The organism is Aliiroseovarius marinus (assembly GCF_050881025.1).
Lineage (GTDB): Bacteria > Pseudomonadota > Alphaproteobacteria > Rhodobacterales > Rhodobacteraceae > Aliiroseovarius > Aliiroseovarius marinus_A.
The window spans coordinates 556,292-578,115 of record NZ_JBNNXQ010000001.1; the positions used below are offsets into that span (position 1 = coordinate 556,292).

Here is a 21,824-nt window from a genome sequence, read left to right on the forward strand (position 1 = left end):
TCGCCACCATAGGCCAATCCTTGCCTATCAAGGGGGCATACTCTAACTAAAGCGCGTTTGCCGCCCCTGAAAGACCCATACATGACCGCCACGCTTTACACTGCCTACCACAAAGCCTCTCATATTCTTGAGAACGATTCAGTGCGACCCATCCATGTTGGCGCTGCAGCGTCCGATCATGTCTTGCCCATGCAACGAGATGATGAAGGCGATCATATTTCAGAAAAGAACCCATATTTCTGCGAGCTGACAGCCCAGTATTGGGCGTGGAAGAACGACACCACATCCTCACATGTGGGCCTGCAACACTACCGCCGATTTCTGCAAATCAACCCGGATACAAACAAGGACACATTGTCCATCCACGGGACACGGCTGCCCGGGTTCTTCTACGGCTTCATCGATGACATCGGCCAATCAACAGACCAAATCGAACGCTGCGTGGCCGAATATGACATCGTTCTTCCAATCCCCTTTGACGTCAGCAATATCGGCTTCAGATCTACGCGCGAACAATACGCAAAATCCGAACATCACATCGGTTCGGATCTGGACCTTGTGGAAGAGATTATCGCAAGCGATCACCCTGAGTACGTAAACGCCTGCAAGGCTGAGTTTGACGGAACGGTTTTTTATCAGACCAACACGTTCCTGCTGCGCAAAGACATTTTTGACGACTACAGCAGCTGGCTTTTTGACATCTTGTTCAAAGCAGAGAAGCGGATCGATGCCAGTGCGCGCGACCAGCAAGCCGCACGTGTTTTCGGATATCTGTCCGAGCGTCTCTTCAACGTCTACCTGCGGCGCTATCGCGAAATGCACCCGGAGACCCGTGTTCTGGAGGTTCCTCTGTGTTTCATCGAGAACACTGACCCGTTAGAGCCGATCCCGGAGTTTTTCGAATTTGACGACGTCGAACAGACCATGCAGCTGGCGGTCGCCACGGATGCCAATTTCGCGCCCTATTGCCACGTTCTTGTGGCATCGGTCATCCGCAATCGCAAACGCGACTACGGCATCAACATCATCCTGCTCGAAGGCGGCCTATCCGCACAGGATATCGACCACTTCCGTCGTTACGCAAAACGATATCCGCTTGTAAATGTTCAAGTTCTTTCAATGGCGCATGCGTTTTCAAACGTCTATCTACGCCCGCCATTCTCCAAAGAAACCTTTTATCGTCTGATCCTGCCAGACCTGCTGCCCAATCATAAGAAGATCCTGTATCTGGACGCAGACATGACTGCGGTCGAAGATATCATCGAGCTGTGGGAGACCGAACTCGGAAACGCGCCAATCGCTGCTGCGACAGACTTCATCAATGTTGGATTTCAGGAAAGCGGCACACCCAGCGACATTGCCACGGGGACAATTCCAGCCAAGACTTATGCCGCGAACGTCTTGGGTCTGGACGGCATCGAAAACCAGTACTTCCAAGCTGGCACCTTGTTGATGAACCTTGACGAACTGCGCAAACGGAACATGTCGCGCATCCTAGTCGACGACATCCAGAAGAACAAATACTGGTTCCTGGATCAGGATGTTCTGAACAAACACCTCGCCCGCGATGCGGTGAAAATCGGGCAAGAGTGGAATGTATATCACGTTGCAGACGACCTAATGACAGCACTCGGCGCAGAACATCTCGCCGAGCTGAATGCGGGCCGCCAGTCACCCAAGATTGCCCATTTCGCCGGTATTGCCAAACCGTGGCACAACACGGTTCACCCGCTGAGCTGGGTGTTCTGGGAGCATGCCCGTCACACCCCATACTACGAAATCCTGATTATCCAGCTAAAGCGCAAACACCTGATTCAGCTTTTCCCCCATCCAAAAGATCTGTTGGGGCGCGCCTCTTTCAATCAGCCGAAGATGACGCTCTACCGATCCCTGCGCATGGTCTATCAACGCCTGCCCAAACGCGTGCGGGGCTATCTGCCACATAATTTGGTCAGAAAACTGGTCGATATGCTGCGCTGACCAGACAGAGCGCTCGCCAAGTCTACGGCCTCACGACCGCAGCGAATTGATCACACGGCGCAGGTGGTATTTTGCCTTGTCCTGAAGCGTCGGAGGTTGCGCGGCCCGGGGGGTATTCGGATAGGCCCCCAACTTCTCCTGCTGCTCCATGATCGTATCGTATAGCTCCAAATCCAGCTGGTTGGCGTTGCGGAACTTCTCCAAAACGACGGGACTGATATCCGCTTCGGTCACCACTGTGCCGTGCTCGACTCGTTTGAGCGTGTTCACAACCGGCACCTCGATAGTCCGGTCCTCCTGCTTCACCGCACTGACAACACGCGACAGATACCAATCAGTGCGGTCCTGTGTGGCCACACCGATATAGTGCTTGTTCAACCTAGCCATCAGAAGGTCACGATCATTGACCCTGCCACACAACCATCTCACTTGCCGGTTCGCCGCCCGCTTCGCCCCGGTAAAGGTCAGCACATAGTCGTCCAGGGATGCAAACTTCTCGGCGAAACTGGCGTGTCTCGGGTGCATGTTGCTGCGATTGTAGTTGTACAAGGACACCACCCGCTTGAGCGGTTCGCGGATGACCGCGATACAGTAAATTGGCCGAGGGCGGGGAAGTCCCGGATAGAACAACCCTGAAAATTCCAAGTGCCCCGTCAGGAACTTACCATCATAGGGGGCCTTGCTATTGGCCTGCTTCCATTCTTCGCGCGCCTTGTCCCATGCAAGATGCAGGTTGGGCGAAAACTCCGCCTTCAAAACCGATTGAACGGCAACACCTGCAGTCTTCGGAATGTGGATATGGGCAAGCATGCTGTTAGGTTCGATCGGGAGTTTCCCCATCAACCTGTCCATGCATTCATCCAAATCTTGCACCTTGTTATCCTCACGCCTCTTCAATCTCTTGCGTCCGGTTAGCAACTCAAACCAAATAAATCAATTGCACCCGAACCGATGCGAGGCACCGGTAGAAAAAAATATCCGGCGCGACGGACACCCCACCCTTGTAGGGGGCATGGTGGATTGTGGGAATCATTGACATTGCCATGCAACTATGGGGAATAGTCCGGATATTTCGGCCAAGCGGCAAAATAAAGGGCAGCCCATTGACACGTCAAACCAACGACCTATCAAGCCGCCTAAAACTCATCGCCGTCGTGGTGACATATAACCGACTTGCCAAACTCAAGCTGACGATTTCGCATTTGCTTGAAAACGCCCCCCATGCGCTTGATACGATTGTGGTGGTCAACAACGCGTCGACCGATGGGACGGCCGAATGGCTTGATACCGTAACCGACCCTCGTGTCGATGTGATGACCTCGACCCGAAACCTTGGTGGTGCCGGGGGATTTGAGAAAGGGCTGCGGCGTGCCTTCGGGCATCATCATGCCGACTGGGCAGTGGTGATGGATGACGACGCCTGGGCCGAGGTTGGCGCGTTCGAAAGCTTCGTGACTTCTGCGCCTGATGAAAACACCGCGGTTGCTGCTGCGGTCTATTACCCGGACGGCCGCATCTGCGAAATGAACCGCCCGTCAGAAAACCCGTTCTGGCACCCGCGCATTTTCCTGCGCACGCTTGTGAAGGGACGGGATGGCTATCACATTCCCCATGATGCTTACTCTGCACCCACGCCACACCCGATTGACCTGACCTCTTTTGTTGGCCTGTTCATCTCGCGCCAGATGGTCGAGGTCGCGGGCTACCCTGACCCCGGTCTGTTCATCTACGGCGATGACGTGATCTATACGCTGGGGCTGCGCAAGCAGGGGTTCAAGATCAACTTCGACCCGGCCCTTCGGTTTGTGCACGATTGCACGACCTTCACGCCCGGACAGAAGAAAACCTACACCCCTCTGTGGAAAGTCTACTACGCCTACCGCAACGGTCTGATGATGTACCGCCGCGCCGGAGGGATTATGTTCTGGGCGCTTCTGCCCCTGTTGCTGATCCAGTGGAAACGCGTGGCGAACCGCTATGGCGACAACAGGGACAAATACGAACGCTTGCGCAAGATCGGCATCCGCGACGGGCTGCGCCGCTGTTCAAAACGGTCTCATGCCGAAGTGCTTGAGATCATGAATGGCCGGGATGCTGGCTAGCAGGGTGCAAAAGCCGCGCGCCGTCAGGTCAAAGCGGATCGACAAAAAACGCCGGAACCTTGCCGCCATTTGAGCTGGCCGACAGAAAACCGTCCGCAGCATCCAAAGCCTCGCGGATTGTCACATCCATATCGAGGTAACGATAGGTGCCCAACCGGCCAACGAAACTGACACGCGCAGTCTGCTTTGCCAGTGCGACATACTCTGCCAGCAGCGCTTTTTCATCTACCTGGCGGATCGGGTAGTAAGGGATATCATCCGGCCCGCATTCACGCGAGAACTCGCGGTAGCACACAGACTGGTCATGGCTTTCCCATGGGCTGAAATGCTTGTGTTCGGTGATCCGGGTGTATGGCACGCTCTCCTCGCCATAGTTCATCACCGCACAGCCTTGATAATCCCCGTCATGAGAAAAACGTTCGAAATCAAGGGTGCGATAGCCCAAACGACCCAGTTCATAGTCGAAATAGCCATCTAGCGGCCCGGAATAGAACACGTGGTCATACCCATCGGCCTGATCGCGAGAAAAGGTCGTTTCGAGATGAACGGTGATCGAAGGGTGATCCAAAATCGCCTCGATCAGTGCCGTATACCCCTGCTCTGGCATGCCCTGAAACTTGTGAAAGAAATAGTTGTCATCATAGTTGAAACGCACAGGCAGCCGCTTGAGGATACTTGCGGGCAGCTCAGATGGATGCATGCCCCATTGTTTGATCGTGTACCCTTTGAAGAACGCCTCGTAGAGGTCTTTACCGACAAACCGCATGGCCTGCTCTTCGAAGGTTTGCGGGTCGCTGATGCTGGTGTCGGCCTGTTCACTGGTGATGAACGCATGGGCCTCTTCCGGGCGCATTGCACGTCCGAAGAACTGGTTGATCGTGTGAAGATTGATCGGCAACGAAAACACAGTGCCCTTGGCCGTCGTTTTCACCCGGTTCTTGTAAGGCAGGAAGGGGGTGAAACTGTTGACGTAGGTCCAGACCTCTTCATCATCCGTGTGGAAGATATGCGGGCCATAGACGTGCACCATGACACCCGTTTCATCGTCGCGTTCGGTATGGCAATTCCCCGCCACATGAGACCGGCTGTCGACAATAGTGATATCATGACCAGCTTCGGCAAGCTTGCGACCAATCACGGCGCCGCTCAGCCCCGCCCCTACGAGTAGAATTTTCATCGCCAACTCCGCCATTTCAAATCCAGAGGGGTTGTTTCATATCCACCGAAGCAAAGCAAATTCTATTGATCACGTGCCAGACAAACTGGCCCAAAATGGGTGTCGTCGGATCAGGGGAGCAGGGCCCTGCGCACCAAAAAATCATACACGGGCCATAGTCCTAAATCGAGCAGTCGCTAGAAAAACTGTATGTCATCCGCAAGCGCGGTTAAGCCCGTTACGCCATTCACGGTCAGACTGTCGCCATTGTCCAGCGTTATCACCGCGTTTCCATTCACGATCTCCGCGTTGTCGATCAGGAACTGAGCGGCATCTGTTGTGGCAACAAGGCTCGCTTTAATTCTGATCGTATCCCGTTCAGATCTATTAAAGTCGACAATTGTATCGTTGCCTGCAGTGAATTCAAAAACATCCGCACCAAGACCGCCTGTCAACAGGTCCGCACCACTTCCACCGCTCAGAATATCATCGCCTGAAGAACCACCAAGCTGATCATCGTGGTCCCCGCCATACAGCCTGTCGTTCCCATTTCCGCCAACAAGAACATCATTCCCAGCGGAGCCATATAGAAAGTCCGTATGATCGCCACCATAAAGCTGATCGTTTCCGTTCCCACCAATAAGGAAATCGCTTCCGGTGTTTCCATAAAGCTGATCGTTCTGATCCCCGCCATAGAGGTGATCGTTGCCCCGCCCCCCCGAGATCAGGTCATGCCCCGTTGATCCATAGACCGTATCAGCATGGTTACCGCCATAGATTTTGTCGCTACCGCCATCCCCAACAAGATAGTCATTCCCATCCGCGCCATAGAGACGATCATTCCCATCGCCCCCGAAAATCCGATCATTTCCCCCCAGTCCATTGACCATGTCATTCCCCCTCCAGCTTCTAACAAGGTCATTTCCGTTGCCCGCCCAGATTTTGTTTGCGACCCAGTTTCCAAACAACTGATCATCTCCAGCACCAGATTTGATATTCTCGATGATCGTTTTTTTCTCGATTTTCACATTTTTATATTTGCCACGCACATTGGAAAAGCTCCCCGGCGACAGGGATATTTTCTGGTCCTTCAGGGTATGAGTGAACTTCAGAACATCGATGCCACCTTGATCAAAAACGGTCATGGCACCCACATATTTGGTTTTCGAAAAAAGCTTGGCCGGACCTGCTGCGTTCGAATGCACCCCCCAAATTGTGTTTCCGGCATTCACTTTCTTGGCCCCACTCGGGACACCATAGAGGTTCTGAATCGCGTGAATATCTGCCGACATTGGCGTCACCACATACGCTTTCGAACCAACAACGTTTGGGTTTTCCGTTTGCGAAAAGTAAGACATGACACTGGATTGCCAGCTGTCATCGGCAAATTTTGCGTGTTTATGAAAACTGCCATGACCATTGTAATTGCCGGGGTGTCCCAGACCCAATGCATGGCCCAATTCGTGTAGATAGGTCTGATAGCCATAGCTGACGAGCTTGTAAGCATCCCCAGCAATCCAATCTTTCGAGACATTGATATGCGCCTTAACGATCTCGCTGCCTTTGTAGTAGTTGACGCTATAGGCCCCCTTCTGGGCATCGTCGAAACGAATGTCAGATTTTGAAAAGGCCACTTTCTTGAAGCTGATACCTGAAACGGCAGACCAGGCGGCGAGTGCTTTGTAAGCAAACCACTTCCCTGATTTTGAAAGCTTGTCGGCATTGAAGGTAATGACACGCCCGGGTTCGAGATCAAAATGGGCGTTCTTAGGTGTTTTTAAGTAGGCCGCGAAACCCGACGTCAAATGATAGGCAAGACCTTGGTCGCCACCAAAGGGTTTGGCTTGATAGCTCGTTACGACATTGTTTGCCTGAGCTCCCCATTGGAAAAAAGTTTCAGCCTTGTGCATTTACTCAACTCCATATTCTTCATCGGGCCGCAATTCTCAACGTCAGTACGCTAAGCTGGAAATGAGGCATTTTTAGGTCGCTGACCCGGTCAGTCTATGGGTTCGAAAATCAACATTTCATTAATTATCAATTGCTAACAAATAGTTGCGCGTTTCTTAGTTTCCATAAATCGCTGTTAAGAACTGCGCCCCGATATTGGGTCTGCGCCAATTTGTGCGTGGGTGAAATATCGAGGTGGTCGGGGTGGCCAGTTTTAGTTTCGCTGGTACCGTTGCTGGTGCCAGCATACTCTACGAGTCCGGCATCACGGACGTGCAGATCACATGGCAGGGTGGCCAAGCGTATCTGTACACGGTGAGCGGTTCTGCAGACGGGGTGATGGCGTTTTCCATCGGCTCAGGCGGGACCCTGACCCTCCGTGAACAGATCGCGACAAGCAGCGGCACGGTGGCCTCGCCAGTGCCAACGCTGGAAGTTGTCGAACACAATGGATCTGAAACCCTGCTTGCCTTTGGCCAGTATGACTGGCTTCTTTCCGGCTTCGACACGCAAGGCAATGCGGGGCTGGGCAATGTCGAGCAGTACCAATGGGGCCCAAGTGGCGTCGGGCTTCTGTCCGCTTTCCACGCGGCCCAGATTGATGGAACAACACATATCTATGCCGCGAGCACCACAGGCACAGGGTTCAAGCACTACACGGTCGATGCATCGAACACTTTCACCCTTGAAAGTGATCATAGCCAGTTCGCATCGATTGATGAGCCGGACATCGTGGACTTTGAAACCATCAATGTTGGCGGCACAGAAGTTCTAATTGCCATTTCTTCGCTACATGACGGCATTCAAAGCTTCACACTGGACAGCAATGGGACACCGACACTGGTCAGCGATTTCGCCGCGGAAAACTACTTTCCAGTGGGCAATCCAACAAAGATCACAACGGTAGAAGTCGGAGGGTCGTCTTTTGTGATCGCGGCGGCTGCCGGCAGCTCTTCCTTGACCGTTCTGGAAGTTGCTTCAGATGGGAAGCTCACGCCGGTTGACCACGTGATCGACAACCTCTTTACCCGTTTCTCTGACGTGACCGAGATCGCCTCCATCACCGTTGGAGACCGCGCCTATGTCGTCGCCGGGGGATCGGATGACGGGTTGTCGTTATTCACCGTCTTGTCGGATGGCACCTTGGTGTTGCTGGACACGATTGAGGACACCAATTCGACGACGCTGCAAAACATCTCTGCGTTGGAAATGGTGAATATCGGTGGTCAGATTGTCGTCTATGTGACCAGTGAAACAGAAGCAGGAATAACGAGTTACACGATTGACCCCGGCAGTCTTGGTCAGATCATTGAAGGGGGGATTGGCAGCGACACTCTGGCCGGTGGCGCCTCGCAGGATATGCTGCTGGGTGGGTTGGGGAATGACACCCTGTCGGGGGGCAACGGCGCGGATATTCTGAAAGACGGAGATGGCCAAGACACTCTGACCGGAGGAAGCGGCGCAGATAGGTTCTGCCTTGTGGCCGACGACGAACTGGACACGATTACGGACTTCAATCCCTCGCAGGACACGCTCGATCTGTCCGGCTATCATATGCTTTATGACGCCAATCAGCTGAACATTCAGTCGATGTCGTGGGGAGCGAAAATCACATATCGCGACGAAACGCTCGACATCTATCGCGCGGGCGGAGGCGCGTTGAACGCCTCTCATTTCACCACCAACAGCACCTTGACGTTGGAAAGACCGCCGAACGGGTTCGAACAAATCGCCGACGTTTTTTCAGGCACCGCAGGAGACGATGTTCTGGTCGGAGACGACGGGCGTGACATCCTGCACGGCCTTGATGGAAACGATACGATACTGTGGTCAGAGGGTGGCGATCTTTTATATGGCGGTGCGGGCATTGACACTGTGTCATATGCAAGTGCCGCGACCGGGGTGACCGTCAATCTGAACACCGGTGCAGGTGACGGTGGTGCCCTTGGCGATCAATATGATTCCATCGAGAACGTTCAAGGGTCTCAATTCGCGGACCATCTGACGGGCAATGGCGGTGCAAATCAGCTCTTCGGCGGCAACGGAAATGACGTCCTGAATGGTGGCGCGGGCGCGGATCACCTTGATGGTGGACAAGGGATCGACACCTTGAGCTACGCGTATCAAGGACAGTCTGTACACGTGTCACTGCTGACAGGAACCGCGACCGGAGGCGCCAGTGGGGACACATGGGCCAACATCGAAGACCTCAGGGGTTCGAACGGCAGTGACGTCTTGGAGGGGGAACACGGGAACAACAGGATCGAAGGCGGCGACGGCCATGACGTCGTGCATGGCCAGGGCGGCCAGGACACTCTGCTTGGCGAAAACGGCAATGACACTCTTCATGGCGGGGACGGGAACGATACGCTGGAAGGCGGCGACGGAAACGATCATCTTCACGGAGATGATGGTGACGACATCCTGCGCGGTGGGAATGGGGATGACGTCCTGTCTGGGGGCGCTGGCGCGGATCAATTCATCGGTGGCGCAGGTACCGACACGCTTGATTACTCCGGTATTAGCGGAGGTGTCACAATCGACTTTAGAACAGGCGTTGGAACCGGGAACGCTCTTGGGGATACGATCCATTCGATCGAGGTAATTGGCGGGTCAAACGCGAATGACAACATCGGAGGAACCGATGATAGCGAAACCCTTCAGGGCAATGCGGGCAATGATGTCCTGAAGGGCCATATGGGTGATGATTCCCTTTATGGAGGCACGGGCGACGATGTGTTGATTGGGGGCGTGGGAGCCGATGTGATGTTCGGCGGCACCGGCATGGATACAGTCTCTTACGCAGCGGCCGCTCAGGGTGTTGAATTGAGCCTGCAATCCGGCGGCACAATCGGGGAAGCGCTGGGCGATCAGTTCAACTCTATTGAGCGTGTTGTCGGTTCTGACCACAACGACGTGATTTCAGGCAATTCCAGCAACAACTATCTAGAGGGTGGTCAGGGGGATGACGTACTGATCGGCGGCGGCGGCAACGACCAGCTTGTGGGTGGCAGCGGGTTTGATCTGATCAGCTATGAGACCGCCCAGAGCGCTGCCAACGTTTGGCTTTGGTCTGGGACCGGCTCGGGCGCGGCACAGGGGGACAGCTGGTCAGAAATCGAAGGGGTTCGCGGCTCCAACTATAACGATTTGCTGAGTGGCGATGATCAAGACAACAGATTGGAAGGTGGGCGCGGAAATGATCGGCTCTATGGCGGTTTGGGTGCGGACCTGCTGTTGGGCGGTGACGGCAATGACTCGCTGTTTGGCGGGGACGGAGATGACGATCTGCACGGTGGCTCGGGTGACGACACATTTGTGGGCGGCAGCGGTGCAGACGTTTTCAACGGCGGCGACGGCATCGATACCCTGGACTACTCATCCATAAGCGGGGGTGTCGTGGTCGATTTTACCAACGGAACCGGGGCCGGAGATACTGCGGGAGATCAGATAGTATCGATCGAGATTATCCGAGGGTCGGAACAACTGGATATTATCCGCGGCTCTACAGATGCTGATCGGCTTTATGGCGAGGGAGGAAACGACACGCTGCATGGCGATCTGGGCAACGACCGATTGTTCGGTGGATACGGCGGCGACATACTGACGGGGGACGACGGCGCAGATAGCCTCTTTGGTCAGGCCGGAACAGACACGCTCAATGGTGGAGACGGCGACGATATCCTAAGCGGTGGGGATGGCAATGATGTGTCCTACGGCGAAGACGGGAACGACCTGTTCTATTCGGGCAACGGCAATGACCTGTTTGATGGAGGAACCGGTTTCGACACTGTCAGCTATCTTGGGCAAAGCAACGGTGTAACGATCAACCTGTCGAAAGGTTGGCATGCCGGGGCAGCCCTGCGCGACAGATTTGTTTCGATCGAAGAATTCATTGGCACAAACAAAAGAGACCTCCTGACCGGCTCTTCAGGAAACGATACATTTCGCGGTGCAAATGGCCATGACGTTCTGAACGGTCGAGGAGGAGATGATGTGTTGTACGGCGGCATGGGCAATGACCGCTTCATCGCCGGTCTCGGAAGCGACCGTTACTATGGTGACACGGGCCGTGACACCGTTGATATGCGCTACAGCTCAAGCGCCGCAACTGTCGATCTGGCACTGAACACGGCGGGCGGATCCATGTCTGGCGACAAATTCTACAGCATCGAGATTCTTTGGGGGTCAAAGTACGGGGATGTCTTCACCGGCAACTGGGCCAATAACGTTTTCAAAGGGTTCGGTGGAAACGATCGCATGCACGGCGGGAACGGCCACGATACGCTTTATGGCGGCGGAGGGCATGACTACCTGTGGGGCGGTTCGGGCAATGACACCCTTCGCGGCTATAAAGGCAGGGACTATCTGGATGGCGGCCCGGGGAATGACCGGCTCTATGGTGGGCAGGGCGGCGATACCTTCGTTTTCAATGCAGGCCGAGATCATTTCAAAGCTTTCAGTCATAAATGGGACACCATCCGACTGGATCGCGATTTGTGGGGCGGGGGCTGGAAATCTGTCAAGAACATCCTGAAATACGCAAAAATTAAGGGAGGCAAGGCTCACTTCGACTTTGGAGGTGGCGACAAGCTTGTCATCGATGGGGTGAAAAAACTAAGCTACCTGGAAGACAATATCGAAACCTACTGAAGCGCCAAAGCCGCACCCGCAACGCACGCTCCCCTGACCCGGTGTTAACCAATTGGCAGCATCACTCGGACGGGAGGTTCAAATTTGCGGAGATCCCCATGAGCAATTCCACAGTGCTGTCGCTGCCGCTTTTGCAGGCATCACAGGCGCAGAAACACGTCACTCATAACGAAGCGCTTCGGCTGCTTGATATCCTTGTGCAATTGTCAGTGAAAACCGCTGATGACACCGCCCCACCGCCCGGAGCAACCGATGGCGACCGGTATTTGGTGGCGGCAGGCGCAACCGGAGACTGGGCCGGCGAAGACACCAAAATCGCCCTGCTGGAAAATGGCAGCTGGCAGTTCTTCACCCCGCTGGAAGGTTGGCGCGCAGATGTCACGGCCAGTGGTGAACAGATGCGCTTTGATGGCAGCAGCTGGATCCTTGTTTCACAAGACCTCAACGGTATTGACCTTGTTGGCGTGAACACCTCGGCCGACGCCACCAACCGGCTGGCGGTTTCAGCGGATGCAACATTGTTGACCCATGATGGCAGTTCACATCAGCTGAAAGTCAACAAAGCCTCGACCGGCGACACCGGGTCGCTGCTGTTCCAGAACAACTGGTCGGGTCGCGCTGAAATGGGCTTGGCTGGCACCGATGATTTCTCGATCAAGACCAGTGCAGACGGGTCTGCGTGGAATGACACGGTGATCGCTTCGACCACTGGTGACGTCGGCATTGGCAAAGCCCCTGCTGCGAAACTCGACGTCGATGGCATCATGCGGTTGACCCCGGTGACAGTAGCAAGCCTGCCTGCGGCCGCAACACAGGGCGCAGGCGCAATCGCGTTTGTTTCCGATGCGTCCGGAGGTGCCCAGCTTGCTTATTGCGATGGCACAGCCTGGCTGAAAGTGGCCGATGGCACAGCCGTCTGAAGACATCACAAGATGCGGCAGGCCCTCGTCTGCCGCGTCTTAGCCGCGCATACGCCGCGCACGACGACCGGGCAAAGGCATCAGTTTTGCAGCGGTAAGATACAGGACATAGATATCCAGCCGGATGGATTTATTGCGGCTATAAATCGCATCCAGTTCCGCTTTGCGCGGAATGCAGCGACGGATATACACCGCTTCGCTTTCTTTTTGCGACGCGCATTTCGCCAGCATCCGCTCTTCATGACCGTGGAAAATAATAGATGCCAGCCCGGTAATCCCCGGACGTTCCTGAAGCACCACTTTGTAAACCTCGGGACATTTCTTGACGTATCTCGGATCAGGCGGACGCGGCCCGACGAAACTCATCTCGCCCTTCAGCACATTCCAGATTTGTGGCAATTCATCCAGCCGCCAACGGCGCATACTGCGACCCAGAGGCGTGATGCGGTTTTTTTTGTGCCCGCCGGTGATGCCCACATTCTCATGCGCTGGAACAGAGCGCATGGTGCGCACTTTCAGAAGGTCAAATTCTCGGTCAAAACTGGCGCTGCGGCGGGAACGATAAATGAACGGTCGTCCATCCTTCACAATCACCACAACATAAAGCACCGCCAGCACCGGGATCACCGGTACGGCAAGCAAAAGTGCAAACGTGATGTCAAAGAGGCGCTTCAAACTCAGCCTGTTCCGTTCCAATCGAACCCCTACCGGGGGTCAGCCAACCCATCCATCTTTATCGAAACCACGGCGCCCAATGGCGCAGTAAGCTTCGAACCCGGCACGCTTGGCATCTTTGGGAGAATAAATGTTGCGCAAATCTGCCATTCGCGCGGTCTCCATCCGTTTTGCCAACCGCTTCAGATCCAGAGCACGGAACTCGTTCCACTCGGTCAAAATCACCACTGCGTCCGCATTCTGCGCCGCCTTATACGCATCTTCAAACCAATGTGCACCCGGTAAAAGCGCTTCCCCCTCAGAACGCCCTTGCGGGTCCACCACACGCAGCTTGGCCCCTGCCCCGATCAACGCAGGCACAATGGTCAGCGCAGGCGCATCCCGCATGTCATCGGTATTGGGTTTGAAGGTGACGCCCAGCATCGCAATGGTCTTGCCGGAAACAGAACCGTCGCAAAGATCGACAATCTTGTCGATCATACGCCGCTTAACCTCGTCATTGACGGATATGACCGTCTCGGTGATCTGCATCGGCATCCCATGTTCCTGCCCGATCCGTGCCAACGCGCGCGTGTCCTTGGGGAAACAACTGCCGCCGTAGCCCGGCCCCGCATGCAGGAACTTGTTGCCGATCCGGCCATCCAGCCCAATGCCTTTTGACACCTGTTTCACGTCTGCACCCACACGCTCACAAAGCGCGGCGATCTCGTTCACAAAAGTGATCTTGGTGGCCAGGAATGCATTGGCCGCGTATTTGATCATCTCGGCGCTTTCCAGATCGGTGGTCACAATTGGGAAATCGCGCAGGAAAAGCGGGCGATAGATCTCTGCCATGACATCTGCAGCCCGTTCAGTCTGCACGCCAACCACCACTCGGTCGGGCCGCATGAAGTCGTCAATCGCCGCGCCCTCGCGCAGGAATTCCGGGTTCGAAGCCACATCAAACTCAAGCTCTGGGGCAGCCTTGTGAATGATCTGCTTCACCTTACGGTTGGTGCCCACAGGAACGGTCGATTTGGTTACGATTACCGCGTAGTGATCAAGCGAATCAGCAATCTCTTCAGCCGCTGAATATACATAAGTCAGGTCCGCATGGCCGTCTCCACGACGCGTTGGCGTTCCAACTGCAATAAAAATCGCATCCGCGCCCTTCAACGCCTCTTTCAACTCCTGCGTGAAGGAAAGTCGGCCAGCGGCAACGTTTTTTGCCATCAAATCCTCAAGGCCCGGCTCATAAATCGGGACCTCACCACGTTCGAGCATCGCGATCTTCGAGGGGTCCTTGTCGACACACACGACATCATGACCAAAATCCGAAAAACAAATGCCCGATACCAGCCCGACATACCCCGTTCCGATCATCGCAATTTTCATCTGCTCACACTCACCAAATTTGTCATTATTCTTACCAAACCGGGATGCGCCATCAGGCCTTTCCTGTCAACGCTACAAGCGATATCCCGCCGGAAAAGCCTGGTCCCAAAAATGCCAGATTCACGTCACCGCAATGCCGTGTAAATCTGCGATGCATGACAGGTCATAACCTGTCGGAGATGTGTGATGAAAAAGAAATTTGGCTTGCCGCTTCTTGCCGCCGCTGCGCTTTCTGTGTCGCTCTTTGCGGGACAAGCCCATGCTGCCTGCGCAGTGAAACATGTGCCAGGGTCCGAAAAATCCATATCTCACAAGGGGTTGAACCAAGCCCTGTTGGAACGCGCCATCTTGGCAAACATCAATGCCGAACGGTGCCGCCGCGGATTGTCACCGCTGGCTTCAAATGCTGGCCTGCGCAAACAAGCCGCCCGCCATTCAGCATGGATGGCAAGTGCCCGCCGCCTAAGCCACAAGGCAACACGCGGAAATCGTTCACTGAACGCGCGCCTGAAAGCATCGGGCATGCGATATCGCGCGGGTGCAGAGAACATTGGCGTCATGAATGTCTACAACATCCATGGCCGCCACTTCATGATTCGCGCCGCCAGCAGCTGTAACTTCACAACAACTTCGGGACAGCGCATCAACAAGCACAGCTATGCAAGCCTTGCGCGCCTTGCGACACGTTTGTGGATGGAATCGCCCGGCCATCGTAAGAATATTCTGAAAAGAAACGTATCTTACAGCGGTATAGGCGGCGCCATTCAGCCTGCAGCAGCGCATTGTGGTGAGGTTTTCCTTACCCATATCTTCGCGGGGTAAGGCAGGTATTGCAATGCTGCCACAGGGTAGGATTCATCTCTCTTGTGAGCACTTTGAAACCAAAAACAGACTTCCAATAGAGCCGCGTGTGTGCAAAACAATCATGGACGGCTCGCTAACCAAGCGATGCCCGCGAATTAATTATGGAGTATGGAACATGAAAAAAGTGATGACCCTTGCCGCTGCCGGCATGATCGCCCTGACCGCCCCGGCTTTCGCTGGCGCCTATGGTGACTCGGTTGTAGCCGAAGAAGAAGTTGTTGTTGTTGAAGAAGCAGGCAGCTCGCTGGGCAACACCGGCATGGCTCTGCTGGGCCTGGCACTGGTTGCTGGCATCATCGCCGCTTCGGACTCGTCGTCGGAAGAATAATTTGATCTCCTCGAAAGAGGTTATCAAACGAAAACGGCAGGCCCTCGGGCTTGCCGTTTTTGCTTTTTAGGATCATGATTCCTCACATGTTCGCCAGTGTCGGCGTCATTCATTAGGTGAGGCATCGTGTGAACAGAATTGTTCCGATCATTCTGGCAGGCGGCATCGGAACGCGGCTCTGGCCGATTTCACGCCAAAGCTATCCCAAGCAGTTTCGCAAACTTCGCGACGGCTCCAGCCTGTTTCAACACACGGCGCGTCGCTTTCAGGGCCGCGGATTTTCGCGCCCAATCATCATCACGGGTGAAGATTATCGCTTTCACGTGGTTGAGCAGATGGGCGAAATTGCTGGCTTGCCAGAACTGATTTTGCTGGAACCCAGTGGGCGCAACACGGCCCCTGCTGTTCTGGCGGCAACGCTGGCACAGGCGGAAAAGGATCCCCAAGCGCTTTGTCTGGTGACACCCTCAGACCATTTCCTACCCGACAGTCCCGCGTTTCTACGCGCCGTAGAGATTGGGACCCAAGCCGCATTGGAAGGCCATATTGTCACGTTCGGCGTCAAACCTGATCGCCCGGAAACGGGGTATGGCTATCTGGAACTTCCGCCCACACCGGATCACGATACCTCATGGGTCAAGCTCCTCTCGTTCGTTGAAAAACCCGACCTTGCAGACGCCGAGACGTTTCTAAATGAAGGGCGCCACCTATGGAACGCGGGCATTTTCCTGTTTCGCTGCGCGGATATGCTGGATGCATTCCGCGCATATGCCCCCGAAATGCTGCCCGGCGTGCAAGACGCCCTTAGGAACCACAAGCCGGACCTTGGCTTTACCCGTCTTGATCCGTCTGCATGGGATCAAGTCGAAGCGCAGTCGATTGACTATGCCGTGATGGAACACGCCAAAAACCTGGCTGTGGTGCCATATGACGGGCGCTGGTCGGACCTGGGCACGTGGCAAAGCATGTGGCAGGAGGAAGCGCCAGAGGATACCCCCGATGGCGCCGTTACCATTGGCGAAAGCCATGCTGTTGATTGTCACAACAGCTTTCTGTTTTCAGATGGTGGCAAACAGGTTCTTGTCGGGCTGGGGCTGGAGAACATCGTGGCCGTTGCGACAGGGGATGCCGTTCTGGTGGCAGACCGCAACCGTACCAACGAGGTCGGCGAACTGGTCAAAACGCTGTCTGGAAAAGGAATAACCCAAGCAAAAGAGCTTTCACGGGACTATCGTCCATGGGGTTGGTTCGAACGGCTGGCATCAGGGTCCGGTTTTCAGGTCAAGATGATCACCGTGCATCCGGGCGGCATTCTGTCGCTTCAGTCACACACGCATCGCGCCGAACATTGGGTTGTTGTGGAAGGCGAAGCCGAGGTGACCATCGGCAACGACACCTTCACCCTGCGCCAAAACCAGTCCGCCTATGTCCCAACCGGCGAGGTCCACAGGCTGGAAAACACGGGGGATCGCGACGCCGTTCTGATCGAAGTTCAAACCGGCAGCTATCTGGGCGAGGATGATATCATTCGCTACGAAGACGTATACGCACGCAGCTAAAGTGTTTCGCCGCCCGGCGCGATCAAATCAAAGGCGCAGGTTCTGAATGGCAAGGCTGCCGATGCGCTGACCAACCCATTGGCTGGATTTCAACACATTGCCGCGCCCATCAACCCAGTAAAGGTTGGTGAACGAAATCGCGCCGTTCGAACAGCTCTCTTTCATCACCGCCGCATCTGCATTGATGTCCCCGACAGCGACACGCTCGGACTTGGTCCGCGCCAACGTACAATTCACTGTCAGGCGCGTATTCTGACCCAGATCACCCAGATAGTAGTGATCGCGTGTGTAGCTCGCATTGCGGCGCGCCGTGATTGCCGAAACCGCGCTGTCGATGCTTGACGACATCAAGTCTTCACCCAGCCCGCGCGTGTTCGTCAAAACTCCGCGATTATAGGTGATCCCTTGTCCCGTAGCGCTGCCCCAGGTCACGTGATTGCCATTGCGCCCAACCGGGTTCATCGCCAGTACCGAGTTGGTTTCAACCCGTACCACAATCGCAATCGGGCCTTTGGTCGCTGCAAGAGCTTTGGCAACGATCACATTGGGATCAGCCGCTGCCGCAGGGCCCGCCGTTTTCTTGGCCTTGCCGGGTTTGATCTTGGACCCAATTTTCTGGCCCGCATCTTTCAGAAACCCGGCCGTCGCCTTGGCCAGTTCTGTTTCACTTTTGTCAGATCCACAGGAAGCAAGAGCCAGCACAAGTCCAGCCCCCATTAGCACCGCGCGGGCGCGTCTGTTCACATCAAGCCGCAGCACGGTTACCTCCAGAATTTACCCCAACGGTTGGCGAAGGCATCTCCGTGACCTTCCTCAACCCATTCAAACAGGCGACCATCCACCTTCAGGCGTGCGCCACCGTCACGTTCCAGCGAACGCAGCTCGGCAGCTGATTGATTGCGCGATGGGGTGCCCAGCGCCCATTCAAACGGAATTGACAGGCGGATACCTTTGTCAAAGGACCCTTCGCCGAAATCCTCGGCCGAGACGTTGGTCTTGGTGGCATAGCCCCCAATCTTCCAACCGTTGGCGAAGGTCCGATCCACCGACAAAGTGGCCCCGTAGTCGCCAGCCAGATAGCGGCCAACATCAACGCGGGTCGAGAAACCGTTGCCAAAGTCATAATAGGCCGACACGTGGCCGGTTACGATGTCGTAGTCCTGGAAACCAAAGAGCTGATCATAGTCACGCTTCTTCACCCAAGCGACTTCACCACCAATGGCCAAACGGCTGTCCACGGGCTTCCACAATAGCTCAGCCGAGACACCGCCGAACATCTTTTCCAGATAACCCACGGTTACGCGGCTATAGAGGTTTTTGCCCGGACGGTCGTACCAGCTGGCCGTCAGGTGTTCGATCGCGGGGTCGCCCTGCTGCGCATAAAGCGCGCCTTCGGTGCGCACATGCGGCAGCACAGAGGTGTTGAGATAATCATCATCGTCCAGATTGCCCCAGATACTTTTCTGGATCGCGCCGGACAAAACGATATTTGGCGTCAGCTGATATTTCGCGCTCAACCGCACGCCGAAATCACCGCGCACCGGGCTTGAGGGGTCAAAGAAGCTCAGCGCCATATAAGGGGCCAGCGCCCAGCTGAACCGGTTTTCAGGGTTCACCAGTTCGGAATTGCGCACCGCGCGCGGCGTGGCTTCGTCGATGGTGACGTGCTTGAATATCTCGGTGGACGGCGCATGCTCCAAACGCTCGATATCACTGCGGCGCATGGTGACGCTGGACAGGGGAACGCCGTTTTCCACCAAGGTGACCACAAAGGTCTCGACCGAAGGCGGCATGGCATGGGTCAGGATACGTGCGGTGCGACCGACGGCCTGCGACTGGGCATTAAAGCGCTTGTTCTCGACCTTAACTTCGACCCGGTTGGCCCCAAGGTTCATGGCGTGAAGAACCATGCCTTCTTTACCAACAGCATCACCGACCGCACGACGCAAACCCGTTTCATTGGTGGGGTCTGACACCCATGCCGTATCCCATGCCGCTGCATTCGAACGCGACGGGCGCGGCTTTACCGGCAGAGGCGCTTTTTCATTGCCCGAACGTGCCTGCGGATTGCGCGGGTTCAGACGGAAGGTCAGGCTTGCACCCAACGTGTTGCCGGCGACGTAAAAGGCGTTCAGGTGAACGGCCGGGGCCACTTCGTAATCGATACCAAAGTTGAACGGGGAGTCATGGGTCATAATGCCATGCTCGCGCTCACGCTGGAAACTGTCCGACGAATACTCGGCCTTGACGGTCAGCTTATCATTGACCTTATAGGACAAGCCCGCAAAGGGAGACACATCCCCCCGGAACCACTGCCCAAAGCTCAGGTTTCCGCCCACACCGAAATCAAGATCAGGGCGCACGCCGGTTGAACCGATCACGTTGTAGGTGGCAAGTCGCCCCCAACCCAGACCGCCGGTCACTTGCAGACGGTCACCGAAACTTTTCGTCGCAACGACATATTCACCCGCGTAGATCCCGGTGCCGATCAGGTCGCGGATACCAACCGAGACGGCCGGCAAATACTTGCTTTCGTTCAGGATGCGGTATTGCAGGTCGAAACTGCGATCGAAAAAATCTTGCCCTTTCAAGGGGCCGCTGATCCAGTATTTCTCAAGCTTGGTGTAACGGAAACTGCCCGACAAACGCGGCAGGATCTGGAAGGTCAGCGTGCCGTTCGCGATCGGGCCAAACTGCGTATAGGTGAAGGCAAGCTCACTATCCTCTGCAGCCGCGGCCGACGGCATCGCGATCAATCCGGGCGTACCGTAAATGGTATAACTTGATGACAGCGTGCCAACTTCGGCCATCGCAGGTGTCGATCCCACGCCCAGAAGGCCCAGCGCTGCAAGTTTGCAGAAGTCCACCCGAATATTCCTCACCGCTGTCTCCGTTCAACGCTTTTGTTTTCAAATACGTGATCCTGAAAGACAAAGCACGAAAAACCGACACGATCCTTCGAAAACTGGTGGATTGTCGCGCAAATACACAGGTTCCGTCGCGTCTGCTCTACAATGTGTAACGCCACGTTACCAGCCCTGACGGGGCAGCCTGCGCATATAGTTCAGGAAAATCACACCGAAACGGAGCACCCCATGAGCCTGTTCACCCCTACCGCCGCCTGGGTCAGCGACGAACACCGTATGTTCGCTGAAATGACCAACCGCTTTTTTGCCGATGAACTGACCCCGAATATCGAACGTTGGGTGGATCAGGGCATTGTGGATCGCGACTTCTGGCGCACGGCCGGGCAGGCAGGCATCATGGGTGGCGCCATTCCCGAAGAACATGGCGGCGCGGGTGGCGATATGGGCTTCGAAAGCGTTGTTATTTATGAACAAACGCGAACGGGGGATTGCGGCTGGGGCTATGGCATTCAGTCGATTGTGACCCACTACATCACCGCCTATGGCAGCGACGAACAGAAAGCCCGCTGGCTGCCCGGCCTTGCCTCGGGCGAGATTGTGGGCGCCATCGCGATGACCGAGCCCGGCACGGGATCTGATCTGCAGGCGGTACGCACGCGGGCCGAAAAGGACGGCAACCAGTATAAGATCAACGGATCGAAGATTTTCATCACCAACGGACAGGCTGCTGACCTGATCATCACCGTGTGCAAAACCGACCCGGAGGCCGGCGGCAAGGGCATCTCGCTGATCGTTGTCGAGCCAGACAAATGTGAAGGGTTCGAGCGAGGCAAGAACCTTAAGAAACTGGGCATGAAAGCCAATGATACTTCCGAGCTGTTTTACCAGGATGTGAAGGTGCCCCTGACCAACCTTCTGGGCGCGGAAGAGGGGCAGGGATTTTACCAATTGATGAAGCAGCTGCCGTGGGAACGGTTGCTGATCGCCATTCAGGCCCTTGGGGCGATTGATTTCGCGCTGGAACAGACAATTGCCTACACACAAGAACGCAAGGCCTTTGGCCAGCGTGTGATGGATTTCCAAAACACCCGCTTCAAGCTGGCCGAGTGCAAAACCAAGGCCGAAGTGCTGCGCAGTTTCGTCAACGATGGCATCGCGCAACTGATCAACGGCACGCTGGACGCTCCCACCGCCTCGATGGCGAAATATTGGGGCAGCGAGGTGCAAAACGAGATCATGCATGAATGCCTGCAGCTTTTCGGCGGCTACGGCTATATGACCGAATACCCGATTGCGCGGCTTTATGCGGACGCGCGGGTACAGATGATCTATGGTGGCACAAACGAGATTATGAAAGAGCTGATCGCCCGCTCGATCGACAGCTGATCGGAGATAC

At 55.4% G+C, this 21,824-nt stretch carries 15 protein-coding genes; 8 read left to right on the top strand and 7 right to left on the bottom strand.

The features are described 5' to 3' along the window. Nucleotides 1-81: 81 nt before the first annotated feature. Nucleotides 82-1,980: a DUF4422 domain-containing protein gene (locus ACRY08_RS02650; protein WP_432448295.1), complete on the top strand. Its 1,899-nt coding sequence runs from the start codon at nucleotides 82-84 to the stop codon at nucleotides 1,978-1,980. A gap of 30 nt (nucleotides 1,981-2,010) precedes the next feature. Here the strand turns inward: ACRY08_RS02650 and ACRY08_RS02655 are convergent, their stop codons facing one another. After that, nucleotides 2,011-2,853: a hypothetical protein gene (locus ACRY08_RS02655; RefSeq protein WP_432448296.1), complete on the bottom strand. Its 843-nt coding sequence runs from the start codon at nucleotides 2,851-2,853 to the stop codon at nucleotides 2,011-2,013. Nucleotides 2,854-3,083: 230 nt separating this feature from the next. On the opposite strand from ACRY08_RS02655, the gene ACRY08_RS02660 reads away from it, so the two are divergent. Beyond that, nucleotides 3,084-4,082, top strand: a complete 999-nt coding sequence (locus ACRY08_RS02660; protein WP_432448297.1) for a glycosyltransferase — start codon at nucleotides 3,084-3,086, stop codon at nucleotides 4,080-4,082. A gap of 28 nt (nucleotides 4,083-4,110) precedes the next feature. Here ACRY08_RS02660 and glf read toward each other — a convergent pair whose 3' ends face one another. After that, nucleotides 4,111-5,259: a UDP-galactopyranose mutase gene (gene glf, locus ACRY08_RS02665; RefSeq protein ID WP_432448298.1), complete on the bottom strand. Its 1,149-nt coding sequence runs from the start codon at nucleotides 5,257-5,259 to the stop codon at nucleotides 4,111-4,113. 176 nt (nucleotides 5,260-5,435) lie between these two features. Next, nucleotides 5,436-7,148 carry a M10 family metallopeptidase C-terminal domain-containing protein gene (locus tag ACRY08_RS02670; protein ID WP_432448299.1) on the bottom strand — a complete coding sequence of 571 codons (1,713 nt, stop codon included), beginning with the start codon at nucleotides 7,146-7,148 and terminating at the stop codon, nucleotides 5,436-5,438. A gap of 244 nt (nucleotides 7,149-7,392) precedes the next feature. Between ACRY08_RS02670 and ACRY08_RS02675 the strand changes: the two genes are divergently transcribed. Together ACRY08_RS02675 and ACRY08_RS02680 are read left to right on the top strand one after the other, a co-directional pair. Then, on the top strand, nucleotides 7,393-11,841 hold the full coding sequence (locus ACRY08_RS02675; RefSeq protein WP_432448300.1) for a hypothetical protein: 4,449 nt from the start codon (nucleotides 7,393-7,395) through the stop codon (nucleotides 11,839-11,841). Between the two features lie 98 nt (nucleotides 11,842-11,939). Continuing rightward, nucleotides 11,940-12,761: a DUF2793 domain-containing protein gene (locus ACRY08_RS02680; RefSeq protein WP_432448301.1), complete on the top strand. Its 822-nt coding sequence runs from the start codon at nucleotides 11,940-11,942 to the stop codon at nucleotides 12,759-12,761. Between the two features lie 39 nt (nucleotides 12,762-12,800). On the opposite strand, the gene ACRY08_RS02685 is transcribed toward ACRY08_RS02680, so the two are convergent. Together ACRY08_RS02685 and ACRY08_RS02690 are read right to left on the bottom strand one after the other, a co-directional pair. Beyond that, nucleotides 12,801-13,436 (bottom strand): sugar transferase, encoded by a 636-nt coding sequence (locus ACRY08_RS02685; RefSeq protein WP_432448302.1) that lies wholly within the window; start codon nucleotides 13,434-13,436, stop codon nucleotides 12,801-12,803. Between the two features lie 39 nt (nucleotides 13,437-13,475). Continuing rightward, complete coding sequence (locus tag ACRY08_RS02690; protein WP_432448303.1) at nucleotides 13,476-14,810, bottom strand: UDP-glucose dehydrogenase family protein; 1,335 nt, start codon at nucleotides 14,808-14,810, stop codon at nucleotides 13,476-13,478. Between the two features lie 186 nt (nucleotides 14,811-14,996). Here ACRY08_RS02690 and ACRY08_RS02695 point away from each other — a divergent pair, with 186 nt between their 5' ends. The 3 genes from ACRY08_RS02695 (at nucleotide 14,997) to ACRY08_RS02705 (ending at nucleotide 17,561) form a co-directional block, all read left to right on the top strand. Next, the gene (locus ACRY08_RS02695; protein WP_432448304.1) at nucleotides 14,997-15,632 is read left to right on the top strand and encodes a CAP domain-containing protein; all 636 of its coding nucleotides are present in this window, start codon (nucleotides 14,997-14,999) and stop codon (nucleotides 15,630-15,632) included. Nucleotides 15,633-15,789: 157 nt separating this feature from the next. Beyond that, the gene (locus ACRY08_RS02700; protein ID WP_432448305.1) at nucleotides 15,790-16,002 is read left to right on the top strand and encodes a hypothetical protein; all 213 of its coding nucleotides are present in this window, start codon (nucleotides 15,790-15,792) and stop codon (nucleotides 16,000-16,002) included. Nucleotides 16,003-16,130: 128 nt separating this feature from the next. Continuing rightward, complete coding sequence (locus ACRY08_RS02705) at nucleotides 16,131-17,561, top strand: mannose-1-phosphate guanylyltransferase/mannose-6-phosphate isomerase (RefSeq protein WP_432448306.1); 1,431 nt, start codon at nucleotides 16,131-16,133, stop codon at nucleotides 17,559-17,561. Between the two features lie 27 nt (nucleotides 17,562-17,588). On the opposite strand, the gene ACRY08_RS02710 is transcribed toward ACRY08_RS02705, so the two are convergent. Together ACRY08_RS02710 and ACRY08_RS02715 are read right to left on the bottom strand one after the other, a co-directional pair. Further along, a complete protein-coding gene (locus ACRY08_RS02710) occupies nucleotides 17,589-18,320 on the bottom strand; it encodes a YjbF family lipoprotein (RefSeq protein ID WP_432448307.1) in 732 nt (243 codons plus the stop codon). A 2-nt stretch (nucleotides 18,321-18,322) separates the two neighbouring features. Continuing rightward, entirely contained in the window at nucleotides 18,323-20,443 is a 2,121-nt protein-coding gene (locus ACRY08_RS02715) for a YjbH domain-containing protein (RefSeq protein WP_432448308.1), read from the bottom strand. 213 nt (nucleotides 20,444-20,656) lie between these two features. Between ACRY08_RS02715 and ACRY08_RS02720 the strand changes: the two genes are divergently transcribed. Then, nucleotides 20,657-21,814, top strand: a complete 1,158-nt coding sequence (locus ACRY08_RS02720; protein ID WP_432448309.1) for an acyl-CoA dehydrogenase family protein — start codon at nucleotides 20,657-20,659, stop codon at nucleotides 21,812-21,814. Nucleotides 21,815-21,824: the final 10 nt, after the last annotated feature.

Coding starts and splice junctions, on each gene's coding strand:
- ACRY08_RS02650 (WP_432448295.1), top strand. CDS start 82: ATGACCGCCACGCTTTACACTGCCTACCACAAAGCCTCTCATATTCTT.
- glf (WP_432448298.1), bottom strand. CDS start 5,259: ATGAAAATTCTACTCGTAGGGGCGGGGCTGAGCGGCGCCGTGATTGGT.
- ACRY08_RS02670 (WP_432448299.1), bottom strand. CDS start 7,148: ATGCACAAGGCTGAAACTTTTTTCCAATGGGGAGCTCAGGCAAACAAT.
- ACRY08_RS02680 (WP_432448301.1), top strand. CDS start 11,940: ATGAGCAATTCCACAGTGCTGTCGCTGCCGCTTTTGCAGGCATCACAG.
- ACRY08_RS02690 (WP_432448303.1), bottom strand. CDS start 14,810: ATGAAAATTGCGATGATCGGAACGGGGTATGTCGGGCTGGTATCGGGC.
- ACRY08_RS02695 (WP_432448304.1), top strand. CDS start 14,997: ATGAAAAAGAAATTTGGCTTGCCGCTTCTTGCCGCCGCTGCGCTTTCT.
- ACRY08_RS02700 (WP_432448305.1), top strand. CDS start 15,790: ATGAAAAAAGTGATGACCCTTGCCGCTGCCGGCATGATCGCCCTGACC.
- ACRY08_RS02720 (WP_432448309.1), top strand. CDS start 20,657: ATGAGCCTGTTCACCCCTACCGCCGCCTGGGTCAGCGACGAACACCGT.